This window comes from Pseudomonas sp. IT-P12 (assembly GCF_949767465.1).
GTDB lineage: Bacteria > Pseudomonadota > Gammaproteobacteria > Pseudomonadales > Pseudomonadaceae > Aquipseudomonas.
This window is the reverse complement of the sequence record NZ_CATKPY010000011.1, coordinates 840,609-854,236: the sequence shown is the minus strand read 5'-3', so window position 1 is coordinate 854,236 and position 13,628 is coordinate 840,609. Positions and strand designations below refer to the sequence as shown.

15 protein-coding genes and 1 pseudogene are annotated in these 13,628 nt (G+C 63.4%); 5 read left to right on the top strand and 11 right to left on the bottom strand.

Features of this window, described 5'->3' with window-relative positions; genetic code table 11:
* Positions 1–46: 46 nt before the first annotated feature.
* Together ACM6IM_RS06980 and ACM6IM_RS06975 are read right to left on the bottom strand one after the other, a co-directional pair.
* The gene (locus tag ACM6IM_RS06980) at positions 47–952 is read right to left on the bottom strand and encodes a hypothetical protein (protein WP_414864628.1); all 906 of its coding nucleotides are present in this window, start codon (positions 950–952) and stop codon (positions 47–49) included.
* A gap of 174 nt (positions 953–1,126) precedes the next feature.
* Positions 1,127–1,462, bottom strand: coding sequence for a helix-turn-helix domain-containing protein (locus ACM6IM_RS06975; RefSeq protein ID WP_414864627.1), 336 nt, complete (start codon positions 1,460–1,462; stop codon positions 1,127–1,129).
* Between the two features lie 192 nt (positions 1,463–1,654).
* On the opposite strand from ACM6IM_RS06975, the gene ACM6IM_RS06970 reads away from it, so the two are divergent.
* Positions 1,655–1,855 (top strand): hypothetical protein, encoded by a 201-nt coding sequence (locus ACM6IM_RS06970; RefSeq protein ID WP_192308202.1) that lies wholly within the window; start codon positions 1,655–1,657, stop codon positions 1,853–1,855.
* Between the two features lie 57 nt (positions 1,856–1,912).
* Here ACM6IM_RS06970 and ACM6IM_RS06965 read toward each other — a convergent pair whose 3' ends face one another.
* On the bottom strand, positions 1,913–2,662 hold the full coding sequence (locus ACM6IM_RS06965) for an SDR family oxidoreductase (protein WP_414864626.1): 750 nt from the start codon (positions 2,660–2,662) through the stop codon (positions 1,913–1,915).
* 100 nt (positions 2,663–2,762) lie between these two features.
* Between ACM6IM_RS06965 and ACM6IM_RS06960 the strand changes: the two genes are divergently transcribed.
* Positions 2,763–3,656, top strand: coding sequence for a LysR family transcriptional regulator (locus tag ACM6IM_RS06960; RefSeq protein WP_414864625.1), 894 nt, complete (start codon positions 2,763–2,765; stop codon positions 3,654–3,656).
* 29 nt (positions 3,657–3,685) lie between these two features.
* Positions 3,686–3,847, top strand: a pseudogene (locus ACM6IM_RS06955) ((Fe-S)-binding protein); the annotation flags it as partial.
* 63 nt (positions 3,848–3,910) lie between these two features.
* On the opposite strand, the gene ACM6IM_RS06950 reads toward ACM6IM_RS06955, so the two are convergent.
* The 4 genes from ACM6IM_RS06950 to ACM6IM_RS06935 all read right to left on the bottom strand — a co-directional run bounded on the left by ACM6IM_RS06950 (position 3,911) and on the right by ACM6IM_RS06935 (position 8,130).
* The gene (locus ACM6IM_RS06950; protein ID WP_263864731.1) at positions 3,911–4,045 is read right to left on the bottom strand and encodes a hypothetical protein; all 135 of its coding nucleotides are present in this window, start codon (positions 4,043–4,045) and stop codon (positions 3,911–3,913) included.
* A 115-nt stretch (positions 4,046–4,160) separates the two neighbouring features.
* On the bottom strand, positions 4,161–6,398 hold the full coding sequence (locus ACM6IM_RS06945; protein ID WP_414864624.1) for a molybdopterin cofactor-binding domain-containing protein: 2,238 nt from the start codon (positions 6,396–6,398) through the stop codon (positions 4,161–4,163).
* Positions 6,395–6,868: a (2Fe-2S)-binding protein gene (locus tag ACM6IM_RS06940; RefSeq protein ID WP_192308197.1), complete on the bottom strand. Its 474-nt coding sequence runs from the start codon at positions 6,866–6,868 to the stop codon at positions 6,395–6,397. Before ACM6IM_RS06940 ends, ACM6IM_RS06945 begins: the two co-directional genes overlap by 4 nt.
* Entirely contained in the window at positions 6,865–8,130 is a 1,266-nt protein-coding gene (locus ACM6IM_RS06935; protein WP_414864623.1) for a cytochrome c, read from the bottom strand. The genes ACM6IM_RS06940 and ACM6IM_RS06935 overlap by 4 nt, the downstream gene beginning before the upstream one ends.
* 295 nt (positions 8,131–8,425) lie before the next feature.
* Between ACM6IM_RS06935 and ACM6IM_RS06930 the strand changes: the two genes are divergently transcribed.
* The gene (locus ACM6IM_RS06930; RefSeq protein WP_414864622.1) at positions 8,426–9,625 is read left to right on the top strand and encodes an MFS transporter; all 1,200 of its coding nucleotides are present in this window, start codon (positions 8,426–8,428) and stop codon (positions 9,623–9,625) included.
* A gap of 88 nt (positions 9,626–9,713) precedes the next feature.
* Positions 9,714–10,640, top strand: a complete 927-nt coding sequence (locus ACM6IM_RS06925; protein ID WP_414864842.1) for a LysR family transcriptional regulator — start codon at positions 9,714–9,716, stop codon at positions 10,638–10,640.
* A 232-nt stretch (positions 10,641–10,872) separates the two neighbouring features.
* Here ACM6IM_RS06925 and ACM6IM_RS06920 read toward each other — a convergent pair whose 3' ends face one another.
* The 4 genes from ACM6IM_RS06920 to ACM6IM_RS06905 form a co-directional block, all read right to left on the bottom strand.
* The gene (locus tag ACM6IM_RS06920; RefSeq protein ID WP_192308194.1) at positions 10,873–11,082 is read right to left on the bottom strand and encodes a hypothetical protein; all 210 of its coding nucleotides are present in this window, start codon (positions 11,080–11,082) and stop codon (positions 10,873–10,875) included.
* A gap of 131 nt (positions 11,083–11,213) precedes the next feature.
* The gene (locus tag ACM6IM_RS06915; protein ID WP_414864621.1) at positions 11,214–12,131 is read right to left on the bottom strand and encodes a biotin-dependent carboxyltransferase family protein; all 918 of its coding nucleotides are present in this window, start codon (positions 12,129–12,131) and stop codon (positions 11,214–11,216) included.
* Positions 12,128–12,832 (bottom strand): 5-oxoprolinase subunit B family protein, encoded by a 705-nt coding sequence (locus ACM6IM_RS06910; protein WP_414864620.1) that lies wholly within the window; start codon positions 12,830–12,832, stop codon positions 12,128–12,130. The genes ACM6IM_RS06915 and ACM6IM_RS06910 overlap by 4 nt, the downstream gene beginning before the upstream one ends.
* Positions 12,829–13,581: a 5-oxoprolinase subunit PxpA gene (locus ACM6IM_RS06905; RefSeq protein WP_192308191.1), complete on the bottom strand. Its 753-nt coding sequence runs from the start codon at positions 13,579–13,581 to the stop codon at positions 12,829–12,831. The genes ACM6IM_RS06910 and ACM6IM_RS06905 overlap by 4 nt, the downstream gene beginning before the upstream one ends.
* Between the last annotated feature and the right edge of the window lie 47 nt (positions 13,582–13,628).

The following is a 13,628-nucleotide window of genomic DNA, read 5'->3' as shown; positions in this document are numbered from 1 at the left end:
TTGAACGAAGTGTTTATGGGGTAAACCCTCACGGCCCTGTGATTGATCAGCGCCTGCCCGCCCGTGCGCGGTCGAACTTCGCCTTGATGCGCTGCACGATTTCGTCGCGTTCGAACGTATCCTGCAACCCTGGTTTGAGCGGCTGGACCTCGTTCGGTGCCGAGCTGATGGCAATCTGCTGGAGTTTGTCGTCGATGGCCTTCAGACGGGTGTTCAGTACGTCGCTGATGCTGGCGAACTTGGCCAGCGAAGTCAGGAAATCATCTGCGGTGGGGTCCAGTTTCTCCACCGCGGCGTCGATTTTCGTCAGTTGGTTGCGCATGGATTGCTTCTGGTTTTCATAGGCCTGCAGGTCGCTCAGCTTGCTCATGGCCTTGCCTTCCTTGATGGAAAAACGGACCTCGAACAGAAACAGGTTCTGGATGATGGTTTCATTGCTGAAAAAGCTTTTGCTGCTATAGGCGTTCTCCACCACGGTGATGAACAGGGTCATCCCCGGCGCCAGCATCTTTTCATCACTCTTCACGGAAATGCTGGTACTGGTGGTCGAGCCGACACTGGTCAGGAGCGCCTGGACCGCGTCGAAGGCGGCGTTGGCGATCAGCATGTCCAGGTTCGTCATGGCCTGAATGGCCGCGCCGACCTCGGCGGTCGGCGTGTCCTTTTTCGCGCCATCGGGCAACTTGCCCCCGAAAATCGCCTTGCGGCATGAGTCGATCATGACGTTGATCGATTTCAGCGACCATTCGCTCGCCGTGGTCAAGTGCCGGTAACTGCTGGCAATCATCAAGGCGTCGTCGCCGTACTTGCTGTAATGCTCCTTGACTCTGGCGTTCAGGGCACTCGTTTCGGTGGCCAGGCTTTTGTCGAGGTCTTTACGCATCTGGTCGACGTAGGCCTGGAACTCCTTGTTCTTTTCCTGTTGCTGTTCGATCGTGTTTGACTGTCCCATGTCTGGCTCCAAGTGTGAGGTGGTATCGACCTTTCTTGTGCGCTACTGCCACTTCCGTTTTCCTTGAACACATCGAAAAAAGGCGACAGCCAGAACATGATCCCGAGTGAGGTTTGAATCAATACGTTCAGGTGGAGCGCGGTGCAAGATTTCACCGATTCGCTTGCGCAGCGCTCAAGACCGATGCGATTCGATAGCCGCCAGGAAGTGCTCCAGATGCACGACCGCCGCCTCCGGGAGGCTGGCAAGGGATATTCGAACCTGCTGCGACCGCATGGGTTGGGTGCCGCGATGCATGTCCATCGTGCCCCGGCCCAGCAGCAGCCAGTCGCTGGACACATCCAGCAACTCGCACAACGCGATGGTGTTCTCAACCGTCAGGCGACCGCTCTTTCTCCAGCGGCTCACCGCGCTTTCCGTCACGTTGAGCGCGACGGCGACGGCGTACAGTTTCGACAGGTTGCGTTGCTCCATCGCTTCACAGATTCTGACTCCGAGTGTCGATTGCATAGGTCCATCCATTGAACGGGAAAATGGAAAATTGACTGTATGCAATGCAGCGCCTGGCGCTGTGAACGCCGGTAAATTGTTGTATCCGCCGGTTGGCGCCCAACCGTTCGTCCATGGCCGGGCACTTGCGAGGCGCCACTGTCTCTCAGGTTTTAAGGGCGGATATCCCGCGCTTCAGAACGGAGAGCCAGCATGGACATCGATGAAGATGCACCCGGCAACAGGTCGCAGCAGGAGGTGACGCGCACGACGGACAATGAGGCCGGGCATGATCCCAAACGCAAGGAGCCGGAGGTTCCGCTGCCCGCCGATGACGAAGCTCCGGTGGATGAGGACATGTCGGACGTAGAGGCCAACAACTCAGTCTCCAGCGAGCATCCTGAACCGCGGTAAACCTCGGGGTGGGCTGGCGAAACGTCGAGTTTCGCCTGCTCCATACCTGGCGGAATTTCAGGTCAGAGACATCCCGCCATCCACCAACAGCTCGATGCCATTGACGAATGCGCTGTCAGCCGAGGCCAGGTACAGCGCGGCGCGCGCCAGTTCGTCCGCTTCGCCCAGGCGCCCGGCGGGGATCATGTCCCCCAGCATTTTCAGGAAGTCCGGTCGCTGTTCATCCGAGATACCCAATTTACCGATGATCGCGGTGTCGACCGGGCCCGGGCTCAGCACGTTGACCCGGATGCGGCGTGCGCGCAGCTCCAGTGCCCAGCTGCGAGCGAACGCCGCGATGGCCGCCTTGCTGCCGGCGTAGACCGCGTGATTCTGCAGAACCTTGGTGGCGGCCAGGGAGCTGGTCAGTATCACACTGGCACCGTCATGCAGCAGCGGGGTGATCGACTGCACGCCAAAGAACACGCCGCGTGTGTTGATGTTGAACTGCGCGTCATAATCGTCCGGCGACACCTGCGCCGAGGGCTGCAGGGTGATGACCCCGGCGTTGGCCATGTAGATGTCGAGTCCGCCGAAGCGCGCTTTCACCTGTGCGGCGACATTGTCCTGATGTTCCAGACTGGCCACGTCGCCTTCGATGGCAATGGCGCCGTGGCCGATGGTCTCGATGGCCTGGTCCAGGATTGCTTTACGCCGGCCCGTGATGATCACCTGGGCGCCTTCCCGGGCGAACAGGCAGGCGCAGGCCAGGCCGATCCCACTGTTGCCACCGGTGATGACGGCTGTTTTACCTTCGAGACGCTTCATTCGCTGACTCCGATCATTGATGATTCGACGTATTATCCGGCGCGTCATTTCGCTAACCAGTCCTGAACAAGGCACATCAGTTGTGCTTCGGAGTCACAAGATGTCCAGCCTGTTGAGTCAGTCGAGCAGCCTTATTGCCTTTGTCCGGGTGGTGGAGGCCGGCTCCTTCAGTGGCGCGGCGCGCCACCTCGGCACGACGCCTTCGGCGATTTCCAAGGGCATTGCACGCCTGGAAAAACAGCTCAATGTCACGCTGTTTCGGCGCTCGACCCGGACCCTCAGCCTGACGCCCGACGGGCACCTGTTTTTCGAGCGCGTGGCGCCGCTGTTGCGAGCACTCGAAGACTCCGGAGATGCGATCAGGCCCACCGGAAGCGTGCGCGGGCATCTGCGGGCGAGCATGCCCAGCGAGCTGGGACGCTTGTTGTTGCCGGGGATTGGCTCGTCGTTTCTGCTGGAGCATCCGGACCTGGAGGTCGATCTCAACCTCCAGGACCATCACGTTGACTTGATCACTGAAGGCTATGACGTGATTTTCCGGGTGGGATCGCTGGGCGACAGCAACCTGCGAGCACGTACGCTGGCCCGGATGGCCATGGTGCTGGTAGCGTCTCCCGAGTTTCTTCAGGCGCAAGGACGCCCTGAGACCATCAGTGAACTGCGCAACCTGCCATTCGCACGTTACCAGTTGGGCGGAAGAACCCTGCCGATCGTTTTCGCCAGCGGTGAAACGTTGTTGCCGAAGGGGCGGATCGGCCTGGATTCGGGCTTCGGCCTGCGCACGGCGGCCCTCGACGGCATGGGCGTTGCTTACCTGATGCATTGCATCGTCCAGCAGGACCTGGAGGAAGGCCGCCTGATCCGACTCCTGCCGGAACAGACGTTGCCTTCGCTGGAACTGCATGCGATACACGGTTTTGGAGTGAACACACCGATCAGGGTAAAACTGTTCACGGATTTCGTGCAGAAGGAGATTCAGCGCCTTCTGGGGTGAATGCGCCCGTTGCTGATGCGTTCGATGCTATCAAGGGGCATCGGGTCAGCGATTTCCCCCACGCGATTTATCGGGGCGGCGACCTGGGGGATTTAGCCGAGTACCCGAATACCGGCCTGTGGATTCTGGAAATCCAGATCGCCCATCCTGATCGTCCGTTCGGGGCGTTTCATGAAGACTTGCTGATCTGACAGGTGTGCGTGCCCGAGCCTGGGGTGCGCCATGGCCGGCATGCTGGCGCGATACGGGCATGATTACGCCACGGTGCAGAACCAGCGATGATCATGCCGGTACGGCGCGCGGATGAAGGCGACATCCGCTACCAGCAGCATGCCGCGCTGTTGCAGCGCTTCGGTCAGTTGTACCAGTGTGTCTGCTTCGAACGTCATGGCGGTTGCCTCGTCGGATTGCCTGCGCCGATGATTGTCGATCGGGCGGGGCGGTCGCCAATTCAATTTCCCTAAGGGTGCGATTGAAGCGTGACATGCCCCCGGTCGCGCCGGGTCAGGCCGGCTGCTCCGAACGGGTCAGCGGCAGGTTCAACCAGCGCCGCCCGGTGGCGTTCGCCACGGCATTGCCGATGGCGGCGGCCATCGGTCCCTGGACGATTTCGGCGGCACCGAGAAACGGCTGCCCGGGTTGGTCGAGCAGGTGGATGTCGACCTTTTTCGGCAGTTGCGTAAAACGCAGGATCGGGTAGCCGCTCCAGTCGTAGCTGCGGATGCCGGCGGCGTCATAGGCGACTTTTTCGTAGAGCGTCCAACTGGTGGACTGCACGATCCCGCCTTCCACCTGGTTGCGCAGGCCGTCGGGGTTGACGATCTGTCCGACGTCGACTGCCGTGACGACCTGATCGATTTGCACCTCGCCGGTCTGCGGATGGACGCGCAGGCGTACTGCAATCGCGCAATAGCCCATGATGTTCTTGTAGCGGGCGAACGCCAGGCCGATCCCCGCGCCAGGCTCGACACTCTTTTGCGGCCATCCGATGGCGTCGCGTACACGCTCGATCACCGCCCGAGCCCGTGGGTCCGTCAGGTGAGCCAGACGCAAGGCGAGGGGATCGATCCCGGCTTTGGCGGCCAATTCATCCAGGCAGGACTCGATGGCAAAAATGTTGATGTGCGCGCCCAGCGAACGCATGGCCGAGGTGCGAAACGGCATCTGGGTCACGAAGTTCATGTCGATGCGCGTGGAGGCCAGCGTGTACAGCGGCACGGCATTGCGATCGCCGTCGCCTTCAGGCTGGGCGATGGGCACCGAGGGCGCGGAGGCAAAGGGGCGCGCCAGCAATCGCGCCGGCAGCAGCCGGCCGGCATTGACGATGCGCTCGTTGTGCGGCGTCGTCCACAGCTCGTAGTTCCAGTCCTGCAATCGACCCTGCGCATCCAGATTGGCCTGCACTTCGCTGACCATCGCCGAGCTGTAGGGCTCCCAGAGATTTTCCTGTTCGCGCATCCACTGCACCCGCACCGGCGTGCCTGGCATGCGCATGGCAATCAGCGCTGCGTCCGCCGCTGCATCGTCGGCGCCGTTGTGGCCGTAGCAGCCGGAACCTTCGGCGTGGATACAGCGAACTCGCTCGGGCGGCAGCCGGACCATTTCGGCGATGCCGGCGCGCAGCGGGTAGACGCCCTGGCTGTGGGTCCAGACCGTCAGGCTGCCGTCCTTGAACCAGGCCACCGCGCAGGACGGGCCGATGGAACCGTGCATCAGGTATTGCTTGGTCACCCGGGCCCGATAGCCCAGGTCGGTTGCCGCCTGAGGTGTGCCTTCATGGCTGATCGGGTAGCGGCGTGAAGGCAGGCGTTCGAGCAAGGCATGAATGTCCCGGGACTCAGGGATTGCCTGGCCACCGCTCCATTGCGCCGACGCGTATCCCTCGCGCATGGCCTTGATGGCTTGCCACTCGTCACGGGCGACGACGGCCAGATAATTGCCGTCACGCATGACGTGCACCACGCCGGACAACGCCTCGATCGCTTGCGTGTCGAATGCCAGCAGTGTGCAGCCGGGACGAGGCGGGCGGATGACCCGGGCATGCAGCATGTCCGGCAGGCGAATGTCCTGAACGAAGGCGGGACCGCCGCTGACCTTGGCCGGGATATCCAGCCGTTGCAGCGAGTGGCCGATGAGCTTGAACGCGGTCGGCGGCATACTCGGCGACTCGGCCTTGGCGTAAAGGTGCAGGTCGACGTTTTTGACCGCGTCGGCGTAGGCCATCCGTTGCCCGCCGGGGCCGTGTATGACGCCTTCGGCAGTGCTCAACAAGGCCAGTGCGACGCCCCAGGTGCGTCCGGCGGAATCCATCAGCAACTCACGCACCTGGGCCGCCGCGTTGAACAACGCCGTTCCGCTGTCGAAGATGCTGTGGCTGCCGGCGGTGTAGCCTTCGTTGGGCGTCAGGGCGGTGTCGGCCGTCAGCAGGGTGATGGCTGTCGGGGACACTTCCAGGCGTTCGGCGGCGATTTGCAGCAATGCGGTTTTGACACCGGTACCCAATTCGACCTTGCCGGTATAGACGGTGATGCCGTCAGGATCCACGCGAATCCAGGCATCGAGGTAGGGATTGGTGCGCAGGCTGCCGGGCAGGTCCGGCGCCAGCACGACGGTGCCGAGGGTATCGACTTCGCTGTCGGCCCATGCCCGACGCGCCGCCGGTACCAGGGTAAACGCCATCAGCAGGGCGCTGCCGCGCAGGAAAGCCCGGCGACTGGGGTTGAGTGCTGGCGCCTGGGTCATGCTGCACTCCCGGTGTGGCCGGCCACGAGGCTGATCGCCTCGATGATCCGCAGGTGGGTGCCGCAACGGCACAGGTTGACGGCCATGTGTTGGCGAATGGTCTGTTCGTCCGGGTGCGGGTTCTGTTCCAGCAATGCCTGGGCCCGCATCAGCATGCCGGCGATGCAGTAGCCGCACTGGGCGGCCTGCTTGTCGATAAAGGCTTGCTGCAACGGGCCGGGCCGCTCGGCGGAGCCGAGACTTTCAACGGTTCGAACCTGCTTGCCTTCCAGGCCCGCGCAGGGTGTCACGCAGGAAAAAACCGGTTGGCCATCGACCATGACGGTGCAGGCGCCGCACTGGCCCAGGCCGCAACCGTACTTGGCACCGTTGAGGCCCAGGTGATTGCGCAGGGCATAGAGCAGCGGCATGTCCGGTTCCAGCTCCAGGGCCTTGGCCGAGCCGTTGACGTTGAGCGTGAGTTGAGTCATTTCGCCTCCTGACGCATTGCTTCAATCGTGGAAGAAAGATCGGTCCATGGCTGGCCGGGGGTGGCTTGCTGACGCAGGTACGACGCCAGGGCCGTGAGCTGTTGGTTGTCCAGGCTGGCTGCAAATGGCGGCATGACCGGGCCGGGCTCGCCCGGGAGGGCGGGTATGCCTTCGAGCACGGTTTTCAGGAAGTTGCGCGCGCTCGGGCTTTGCAATGCCGACGTGTGAGCCAGCGCGGGGCGGCCGTCGATCACGCGCATGGGCGCTGCCGAGGCATGGCAGCCGGCGCATGAACTGCTGAACAGCAGGGCGCCAGGGCTCTGGTCGGTGGCGGCAACGTTCGTGGCATCGGCGTGGATTTCCGTCACCGTCGCCACGGATTGCAGGCTCAGCAGGTACTCGGCAATGGCCTGTGCATCACTGACCGGCAGGCGCGCCAGGCCGAGGCTGACGGGACGCATCGGCCCCGCCGCGGTGCCGTGCCCCTCGACCACCTCCGCCCGCAGATAGCGGACCAGCTGATCCTGGCGCCATGGGTTTGCCCGACGGGCCATACCCAGCAACGAAGGCGCATCCCAGCCATCGACGCTGCCGCCTGCGAGGTATTCGCCGGATTGTTCGGCACCGATCAGGTTCAGCGGCGAATGGCAGCCGGCACAGTGCCCGGGGCCGTCGACCAGGTAACGGCCGCGATTCCAGGCCGAGGGCTGTTGCGCCGCCGGCGTCAGAACGTCGCCATGGAGGAACAGCAGGTTCCAGAACGACACCAGCGGGCGAATGTTCATCGGGAAGTTCATGTGGTTCTGTTGCGCGGGTGAGTCCACGGCCGGGCCGCTCATCAAGTACGCGTAGGCATCGGCGATGTCGGCGTCGGTCATGCGCCGGTAGTGCACGTAGGGAAAGGCCGGGTAGAGGAAATGGCCATCGCGGGAGATCCCTTCACGCATCGCGCGTTCAAACGCCGGCAGCGACCATGAACCGATGCCGGTCTGCGGGTCTGGGGTGATGTTGGTGCTGTAGAGCGTGCCGAACGGCGTCACCAGCGGCAGCCCTCCCGCCAGGTATTGGCCACCGGGTCGCGTATGGCACACCGCGCAATCGCCGGCCTCGACCACACGCGCACCGCGTTGCACTTGCGCGGCGTCGAACCGCTGCGGGCGCTCGATGGGCGCGATTGCCGGGCGCCATATCAGCATCGCCGCGCCGGTTGCACCCATGAGCGCGAGGGCGGCGACGCCAGTCCACAGCCGCCTGGACTTCATCAGGTGGCCCTTCATGTGAGTTTGAAGCGCGGGAGTGAAGCGGCTGGCAACGTCATGATCGGCTCCTCGAGCGGTCGGGTCAGGGCGCCGGTGGAAAGCCCTGCGCCAGTTGCCCAAAGGTAGAGGAGGCGGCAGCGCCGGAGTATTGCCAGGTCGCGCAACAGCGCTTTGCGCCAACAGCAACGCCGGCACCGTTGCGGATGGCGCATCACTGCCTTGCTCCAGGCACCCATTCTCGGTGTCGAGCGGGGCCCGTAGCCTTGCCCTCACTTTCCCCACTCAATGAGGTGTCATCATGCATACGGGCAACCCTGCAGCAGCGGTCAAGGCCGAACAGCCTGCTTCGCTCTCCGGTCTGATGGTCGCGTTCCTGGCGTTTTGCTGTGGCGCGGTCGTGGCCAACCTGTATTACGCACAACCGATCGTCGAACTGATCGCGCCACAGATCGGCCTGTCCAGTGCCAACGCCAGCCTGATCGTGTCACTGACCCAGTTTGGCTACGCGCTGGGCCTGTTGCTGCTGGTGCCGCTGGCCGACCTGATGGAGAACCGCCGTCTGGTGGTGGGCTTCACCCTCGCCGCGAGCGTGACGCTGCTGTGCGCCGGGCTGACCCATTCACCGTCGATGTTCCTGGTGTTCTCCCTGTTGATCGGCCTCACCTCGGTGGCGGTGCAGATCCTGGTGCCGCTGGCGGCGCACCTGGCGCCTGAAGCTACCCGTGGTCGTGTGGTCGGCAACATCATGAGCGGCCTGTTGCTGGGCATTCTGTTGTCACGGCCGTTGTCCAGCCTGCTGGTGGAAGCGTTCGGCTGGCGCGGGGTGTTTTTCAGCGCGGCGGCATTGATGACACTCATTGCCCTGATCACTGCCCTTGCATTGCCACGCCGTGTGCCGACGCACCAGGCGACCTACACAGCGCTGATCGGCTCGGTGTTTGCGCTGGTGCGTCGTCATTCGCTGCTGCGTCAACGCTCGTTGTACCAAGGACTGTTGTTCGCAAGCTTCAGTCTGTTCTGGACGCTTGCGCCCATCGAGTTGATGCGTCACCACGGCTTCAGCCAGTCGCAGGTGGCGCTGTTCGCCCTGGTCGGCGCGGTGGGGGCTGTCGCTGCGCCGATTGCCGGTCGCCTGGCGGATGCCGGTCACGGCCGTCTCGGGACGCTGGTCGCCCTGTTGCTGGCACCGGCCTCGTTGTTGATCGGAGCCTTGCCGGGCAGCAGTTACCTCTGGCTGGTGGTGTGTGCGGTGCTGCTGGATTTCGCCGTGCAACTGAACATGGTGCTGGGCCAACGTGAGGTGTACGCCATCGACCCGCACAGCCGCGCTCGACTCAACGCCGTGTACATGACCAGCATCTTCGTCGGCGGCGCACTGGGGTCGCTGGTGGCCAGCCCGCTGTACGAACACGTCGGCTGGCAGCTGTCGGCCATGGCCGTGGCATTGCTTCCGGCGCTGGCGCTGGTGATGTTCCTGGGGCGCAAGGCCGATGCCTGATTGTCTGGCGGTCAAGCACGGTCGTACAAGACGTCCGGCGAACGGTGATGCACAATCAGCACCGTTCCCTATCGACCGGACCCCGCTGATGGACAAGTTGCTGGCACTGAAGATGTTTGTTGAAACCGTACGTTGCGGCGGTTATTCCTCGGCGGCGCGCAAGCTCGGTATCTCGACCTCTTCGGTCACGCGCCAGGTGGCGGGGCTGGAGCACGAACTGGGTGCCAGCCTGCTCAACCGCACGACCCGCAACACCAGCGTCACCGTTGCCGGGCAAGCCTATTTCGAGAAGGCCGTGGCCATTCTCGAAGCCATCGACGAAGCCGATGCCGTGGTCGCCGACCGCGGCAGCGATGCGCAGGGACGCCTGCGCATCAGCGTCCCGGTCGAGTTCGGTCGTCGCATCATCGCTCCACACCTGGACCGATTGCTCGACCGTCACCCCGGGCTGGAAATCAGCGTGTCGTTGAGCGATCAGGTCGGCGACCTGCTGAGTGAGCAGATTGACGTGTCGGTGCGTCTCGGTTCCTCGGTAGTCAGCGAGGACATCGTCAGCAAGCGGGTCGGGGCCTTCCAGCGCTGGGTGGTGGCCAGCCCGGATTACCTGAGCCGCCATACGACCCCCTGTCATCCGCGCGATTTGCTCGAGCATCAATGCCTGCGTTTCGACTACGGCGGTTCACATCAGCACTGGACGTTCCAGGGGGGCGAGGACACCATTCAGCTCAATGTCCAGGGCCGTCTGCAAAGCAACAATGCCGACATCCTGCGTGAGGCGGCCATCAAAGGGGGCGGGGTGACCCTGCTCGCCGACTGGCTGGTGCGCGACGACGTTGCCGCAGGGCGCTTGACGCGGTTGCTGGAGCACTACGAAGTCAACCCCGGCAGTGCGAGCAGTTGCATCAACGCGCTGTATTTGCCCAATCACCGGGGTTCCAGTCGGATCAATGTGTTCATCGACTTCCTCGAGGAAATTCTTGCGCCTGATGCGGCGTTTGAAAAAGAGGCACCGTAGGTTGTCGCCACCGGTTCGTTGGCTGCCGGTGATAAGGTTTTGCGGTGCACCCGGGAAGAATGGCTGGCGGGCATCAGGGAATGGCTGATATACGAGGAGGCCGGACAGGCATAAGGTTCAATCGTTCGCCCTGCCAGCTGTTTCAGAGAAATGCTGAGTGGCCGCAACTGGTCAGGGTGGGCTTGTTTCTTTGATCGCAGAGGTATCGGCCTTTGCCGTCTCGCGCCGTTATTCATTCCGGCGCCATTACCACCGCAAGCGCCAGCTTGATGAACTCTTCATTCCTGTCGATGACGTCCAGGGCGACATGCACGTTCTCGGCAATGTCCTTGGCACCGTGTTGCTCAGCCCAGTTCGCCAGCTCCATGACGGCCGCTTCCAGGGCGAGCTGGTTCTCGTTGATCTTGAACAGCAGGGTCGGCAGCAGGTCGGAATTTGGCATTGAAAATCCTCGGTTATCAGGACAGCCTAGCACCGTGTTTGCTGAATGGCTGGCAGATGCAAAAGGAGCGCGCAAAGAATTGCTGATTCACCGCCACGCCCTGAAACCGGGCGTGGAAGGGTTCGTTTACGTTACTGCCACTGAGCCAGCAAGCGTCGATGTTGCTCTTGCGCAACGTCTTGGACCACAGGTGATAACCGCAGTTCGGTGCCTGGCAGGCACTGCGCCAGGCGAGCCAGTGAGCCTGGGGTGAGGGCGCCCAGGCGCGGGTAGCCGCCGATGGTCTGGCGATCGTTGAGCAGGATGATCGGCTGGCCGTCCGGCGGAACCTGAATGGCCCCCAGGGGGATGCCCTCGGAGATCAGCGGCTTGCCCTGATAATGCAGGGGCGTGCCGAGCAGGCGCACGCCCATGCGATCGGCCCTCGAGTCGACTTGCCAGGGACTGTTGAACGCATCGAACAGGCTTTGTCCGGCGAAATCGGCGATTTGCGCGCCCAGTACGGTTTCCAGGGGCCTGGTCGCGCTCAGGTCGGGTATCCGGTCGGCGTCCAGTTTGCGCGGTGCCGGCGAGGTCCCGGACCAGTTGAGCCGTTGGCCCGCCGCCAGCGCAAGCCCCGAGCCGTCGAGACCGCCCAGGCCCTCCCGGCAGACGGTGGACTTGCTGCCCATGACCGGCGTCGCATCGAAACCACCGGGGGCCGCCAGGTAGGCGCGCGCGCCCTGGACCGGCTGGTTGAACACCAGGTGTTGGCCACGGCGCACGAGGAAACTGCTCCAGGGTTGCAGTGGCTGGTCGTCGAGCTTGGCGCCAAGGTCGGCCCCGGCCAGGGCCAGGCAGGCATCCTGCTCGGCAATCAGGCTGAGGCCGCCGAGGGTGATTTCGATCACGGCGGCGTCCAGTGCATTGCCGAGCAGCCAATTGGCCCAGGACATGGAGATCCAGTCGGTGGCGCCGCCCTGGGTGACGCCCAGATGGCGAATCCCGAAGCGGCCGCCGTCCTGCAACAGGACCAAAGGGGTGCTGCGCTCTACCAGCAGGCCACTCATGGCTGTGCCTCCAAAGGTGTGTCGTCGCCGCCCAGGCGGATGAATTCGTCATGGCTGACCGCTTCGAAACGTACCCGATCACCCGGATGCAGCAGGCTGTAACCTTCCAGGGCGTGATCGAACAGCCGAACCGGCGTGCGCCCGATCAGGTTCCAGCCGCCGGGCGAAACCTGTGGGTAGGCAGCGGTCTGGCGTTCGGCAATGCCGACGCTGCCGGCGGCCACTCGTTTGCGCGGGGTGTTCAGGCGCGGGCTGGCGAGGATTTCATCGACCAGGCCCATGAAGGCAAAACCGGGGACGAAGCCCAGGGCAAACACCTGGTATTCGTGGCCGCTGTGGCGTTCGATGACCTGATTGATCGACAGCCCGCTGCGGTCTGCCAGCAATTTCAGCTCGGGACCCACCCGAGGGTCGTACCAAGTGGGCAGGCTGTGGGTGCGGCCACTGCCACGCGTATCCGGTTGCAGGTCGTCGAGGGCCTGGGCGATCAGTTGCCGGGCCTCGCTCGCCTGAAGTTGCTGCAGATCGTAATGCACCATCAAGGTGGTGTAGGAGGGCACCAGGTCGATCAGCCGCTGGCCAAAACATTCGTGCAGACGCCGGGAAGCGGCCAGCAACCAAGGCATGTGGGCTTCGTCGATGCTGTCGAACAAGCGCACCATCAGGCAGTCGACCGCGACGATTTCGATGCGGATCTTCATGCGTCTTGCAGCTCCTGGAGGGCCAGGCGAATACGCTGTACGGCGGCAATCGAGCTGTCGTTGTCACCGTGCACGCAAATGGTATCGGCTTGCAGATGCAGGGCGCTGCCATCAGTGGCAATCAGCGCTTCGCCACGTGCCAGGGTCAGCGCCTGGTCGATCACGGTATTCGCGTCGTGGTGGACGGCGCCGGGCAGGCTGCGCGACACCAGGTGCCCGGCCGGGTCGTAGGCGCGATCGGCAAAAGCTTCGAACCACAACGGTACGCCGAACTCGGCGCTCAGGGTCAGGGCCGTGGTGTTGTCGCGCTGGGCCATCAGCATCAGCCGCAAATCGCCGCCGTAGGCGGCCACGGCCTTGAACACCGCACGCAGTTGCGCGGCGTCGCGCATCATGTCGTTGTACAACGCGCCGTGTGGCTTGACGTACTGCACGCGCCCGCCCTGTGCGCGGCAAATGCCCTCCAGCGCACCGATCTGGTAAAGGATCAGGTCTTCAACTTCCTGTGGCGTGCAGCTCATGGAGCGGCGACCGAAGCCGACCAGGTCCGGGTAGGCCGGATGGGCGCCAATGCAGACGTCGTGGGCCAGGGCCAGGGCAACCGTCTTGCGCATGGTGCCGGGGTCCGAGGCGTGGAAGCCGCAGGCAATGTTGGCGCAATCGATAAAGGGCATGATGTCGGCGTCGCGGCCGGTGGTCCAGGCGCCGAAGCTTTCGCCGATATCGCAGTTCAGTAAAGGTGTGTTCATGGTGTTTGACTCCTGCCTGGGTTGTGCAGCCAGGCTGCGAGATACCC

What these genes read in the sequence shown, in the direction of transcription:
- ACM6IM_RS06950 (WP_263864731.1), bottom strand. Translation starts at nt 4,045, where the DNA reads ATGACGTTCGAAGCAGACACACTGGTACAACTGACCGAAGCGCTGCAA.
- ACM6IM_RS06905 (WP_192308191.1), bottom strand. Translation starts at nt 13,581, where the DNA reads ATGAACACACCTTTACTGAACTGCGATATCGGCGAAAGCTTCGGCGCC.
- ACM6IM_RS06910 (WP_414864620.1), bottom strand. Translation starts at nt 12,832, where the DNA reads ATGAAGATCCGCATCGAAATCGTCGCGGTCGACTGCCTGATGGTGCGC.
- ACM6IM_RS06920 (WP_192308194.1), bottom strand. Translation starts at nt 11,082, where the DNA reads ATGCCAAATTCCGACCTGCTGCCGACCCTGCTGTTCAAGATCAACGAG.
- ACM6IM_RS06975 (WP_414864627.1), bottom strand. Translation starts at nt 1,462, where the DNA reads ATGCAATCGACACTCGGAGTCAGAATCTGTGAAGCGATGGAGCAACGC.
- ACM6IM_RS06965 (WP_414864626.1), bottom strand. Translation starts at nt 2,662, where the DNA reads ATGAAGCGTCTCGAAGGTAAAACAGCCGTCATCACCGGTGGCAACAGT.
- ACM6IM_RS06915 (WP_414864621.1), bottom strand. Translation starts at nt 12,131, where the DNA reads ATGAGTGGCCTGCTGGTAGAGCGCAGCACCCCTTTGGTCCTGTTGCAG.
- ACM6IM_RS06980 (WP_414864628.1), bottom strand. Translation starts at nt 952, where the DNA reads ATGGGACAGTCAAACACGATCGAACAGCAACAGGAAAAGAACAAGGAG.
- ACM6IM_RS06925 (WP_414864842.1), top strand. Translation starts at nt 9,714, where the DNA reads ATGGACAAGTTGCTGGCACTGAAGATGTTTGTTGAAACCGTACGTTGC.
- ACM6IM_RS06935 (WP_414864623.1), bottom strand. Translation starts at nt 8,130, where the DNA reads ATGAAGTCCAGGCGGCTGTGGACTGGCGTCGCCGCCCTCGCGCTCATG.
- ACM6IM_RS06930 (WP_414864622.1), top strand. Translation starts at nt 8,426, where the DNA reads ATGCATACGGGCAACCCTGCAGCAGCGGTCAAGGCCGAACAGCCTGCT.
- ACM6IM_RS06940 (WP_192308197.1), bottom strand. Translation starts at nt 6,868, where the DNA reads ATGACTCAACTCACGCTCAACGTCAACGGCTCGGCCAAGGCCCTGGAG.
- ACM6IM_RS06945 (WP_414864624.1), bottom strand. Translation starts at nt 6,398, where the DNA reads ATGACCCAGGCGCCAGCACTCAACCCCAGTCGCCGGGCTTTCCTGCGC.
- ACM6IM_RS06970 (WP_192308202.1), top strand. Translation starts at nt 1,655, where the DNA reads ATGGACATCGATGAAGATGCACCCGGCAACAGGTCGCAGCAGGAGGTG.
- ACM6IM_RS06960 (WP_414864625.1), top strand. Translation starts at nt 2,763, where the DNA reads ATGTCCAGCCTGTTGAGTCAGTCGAGCAGCCTTATTGCCTTTGTCCGG.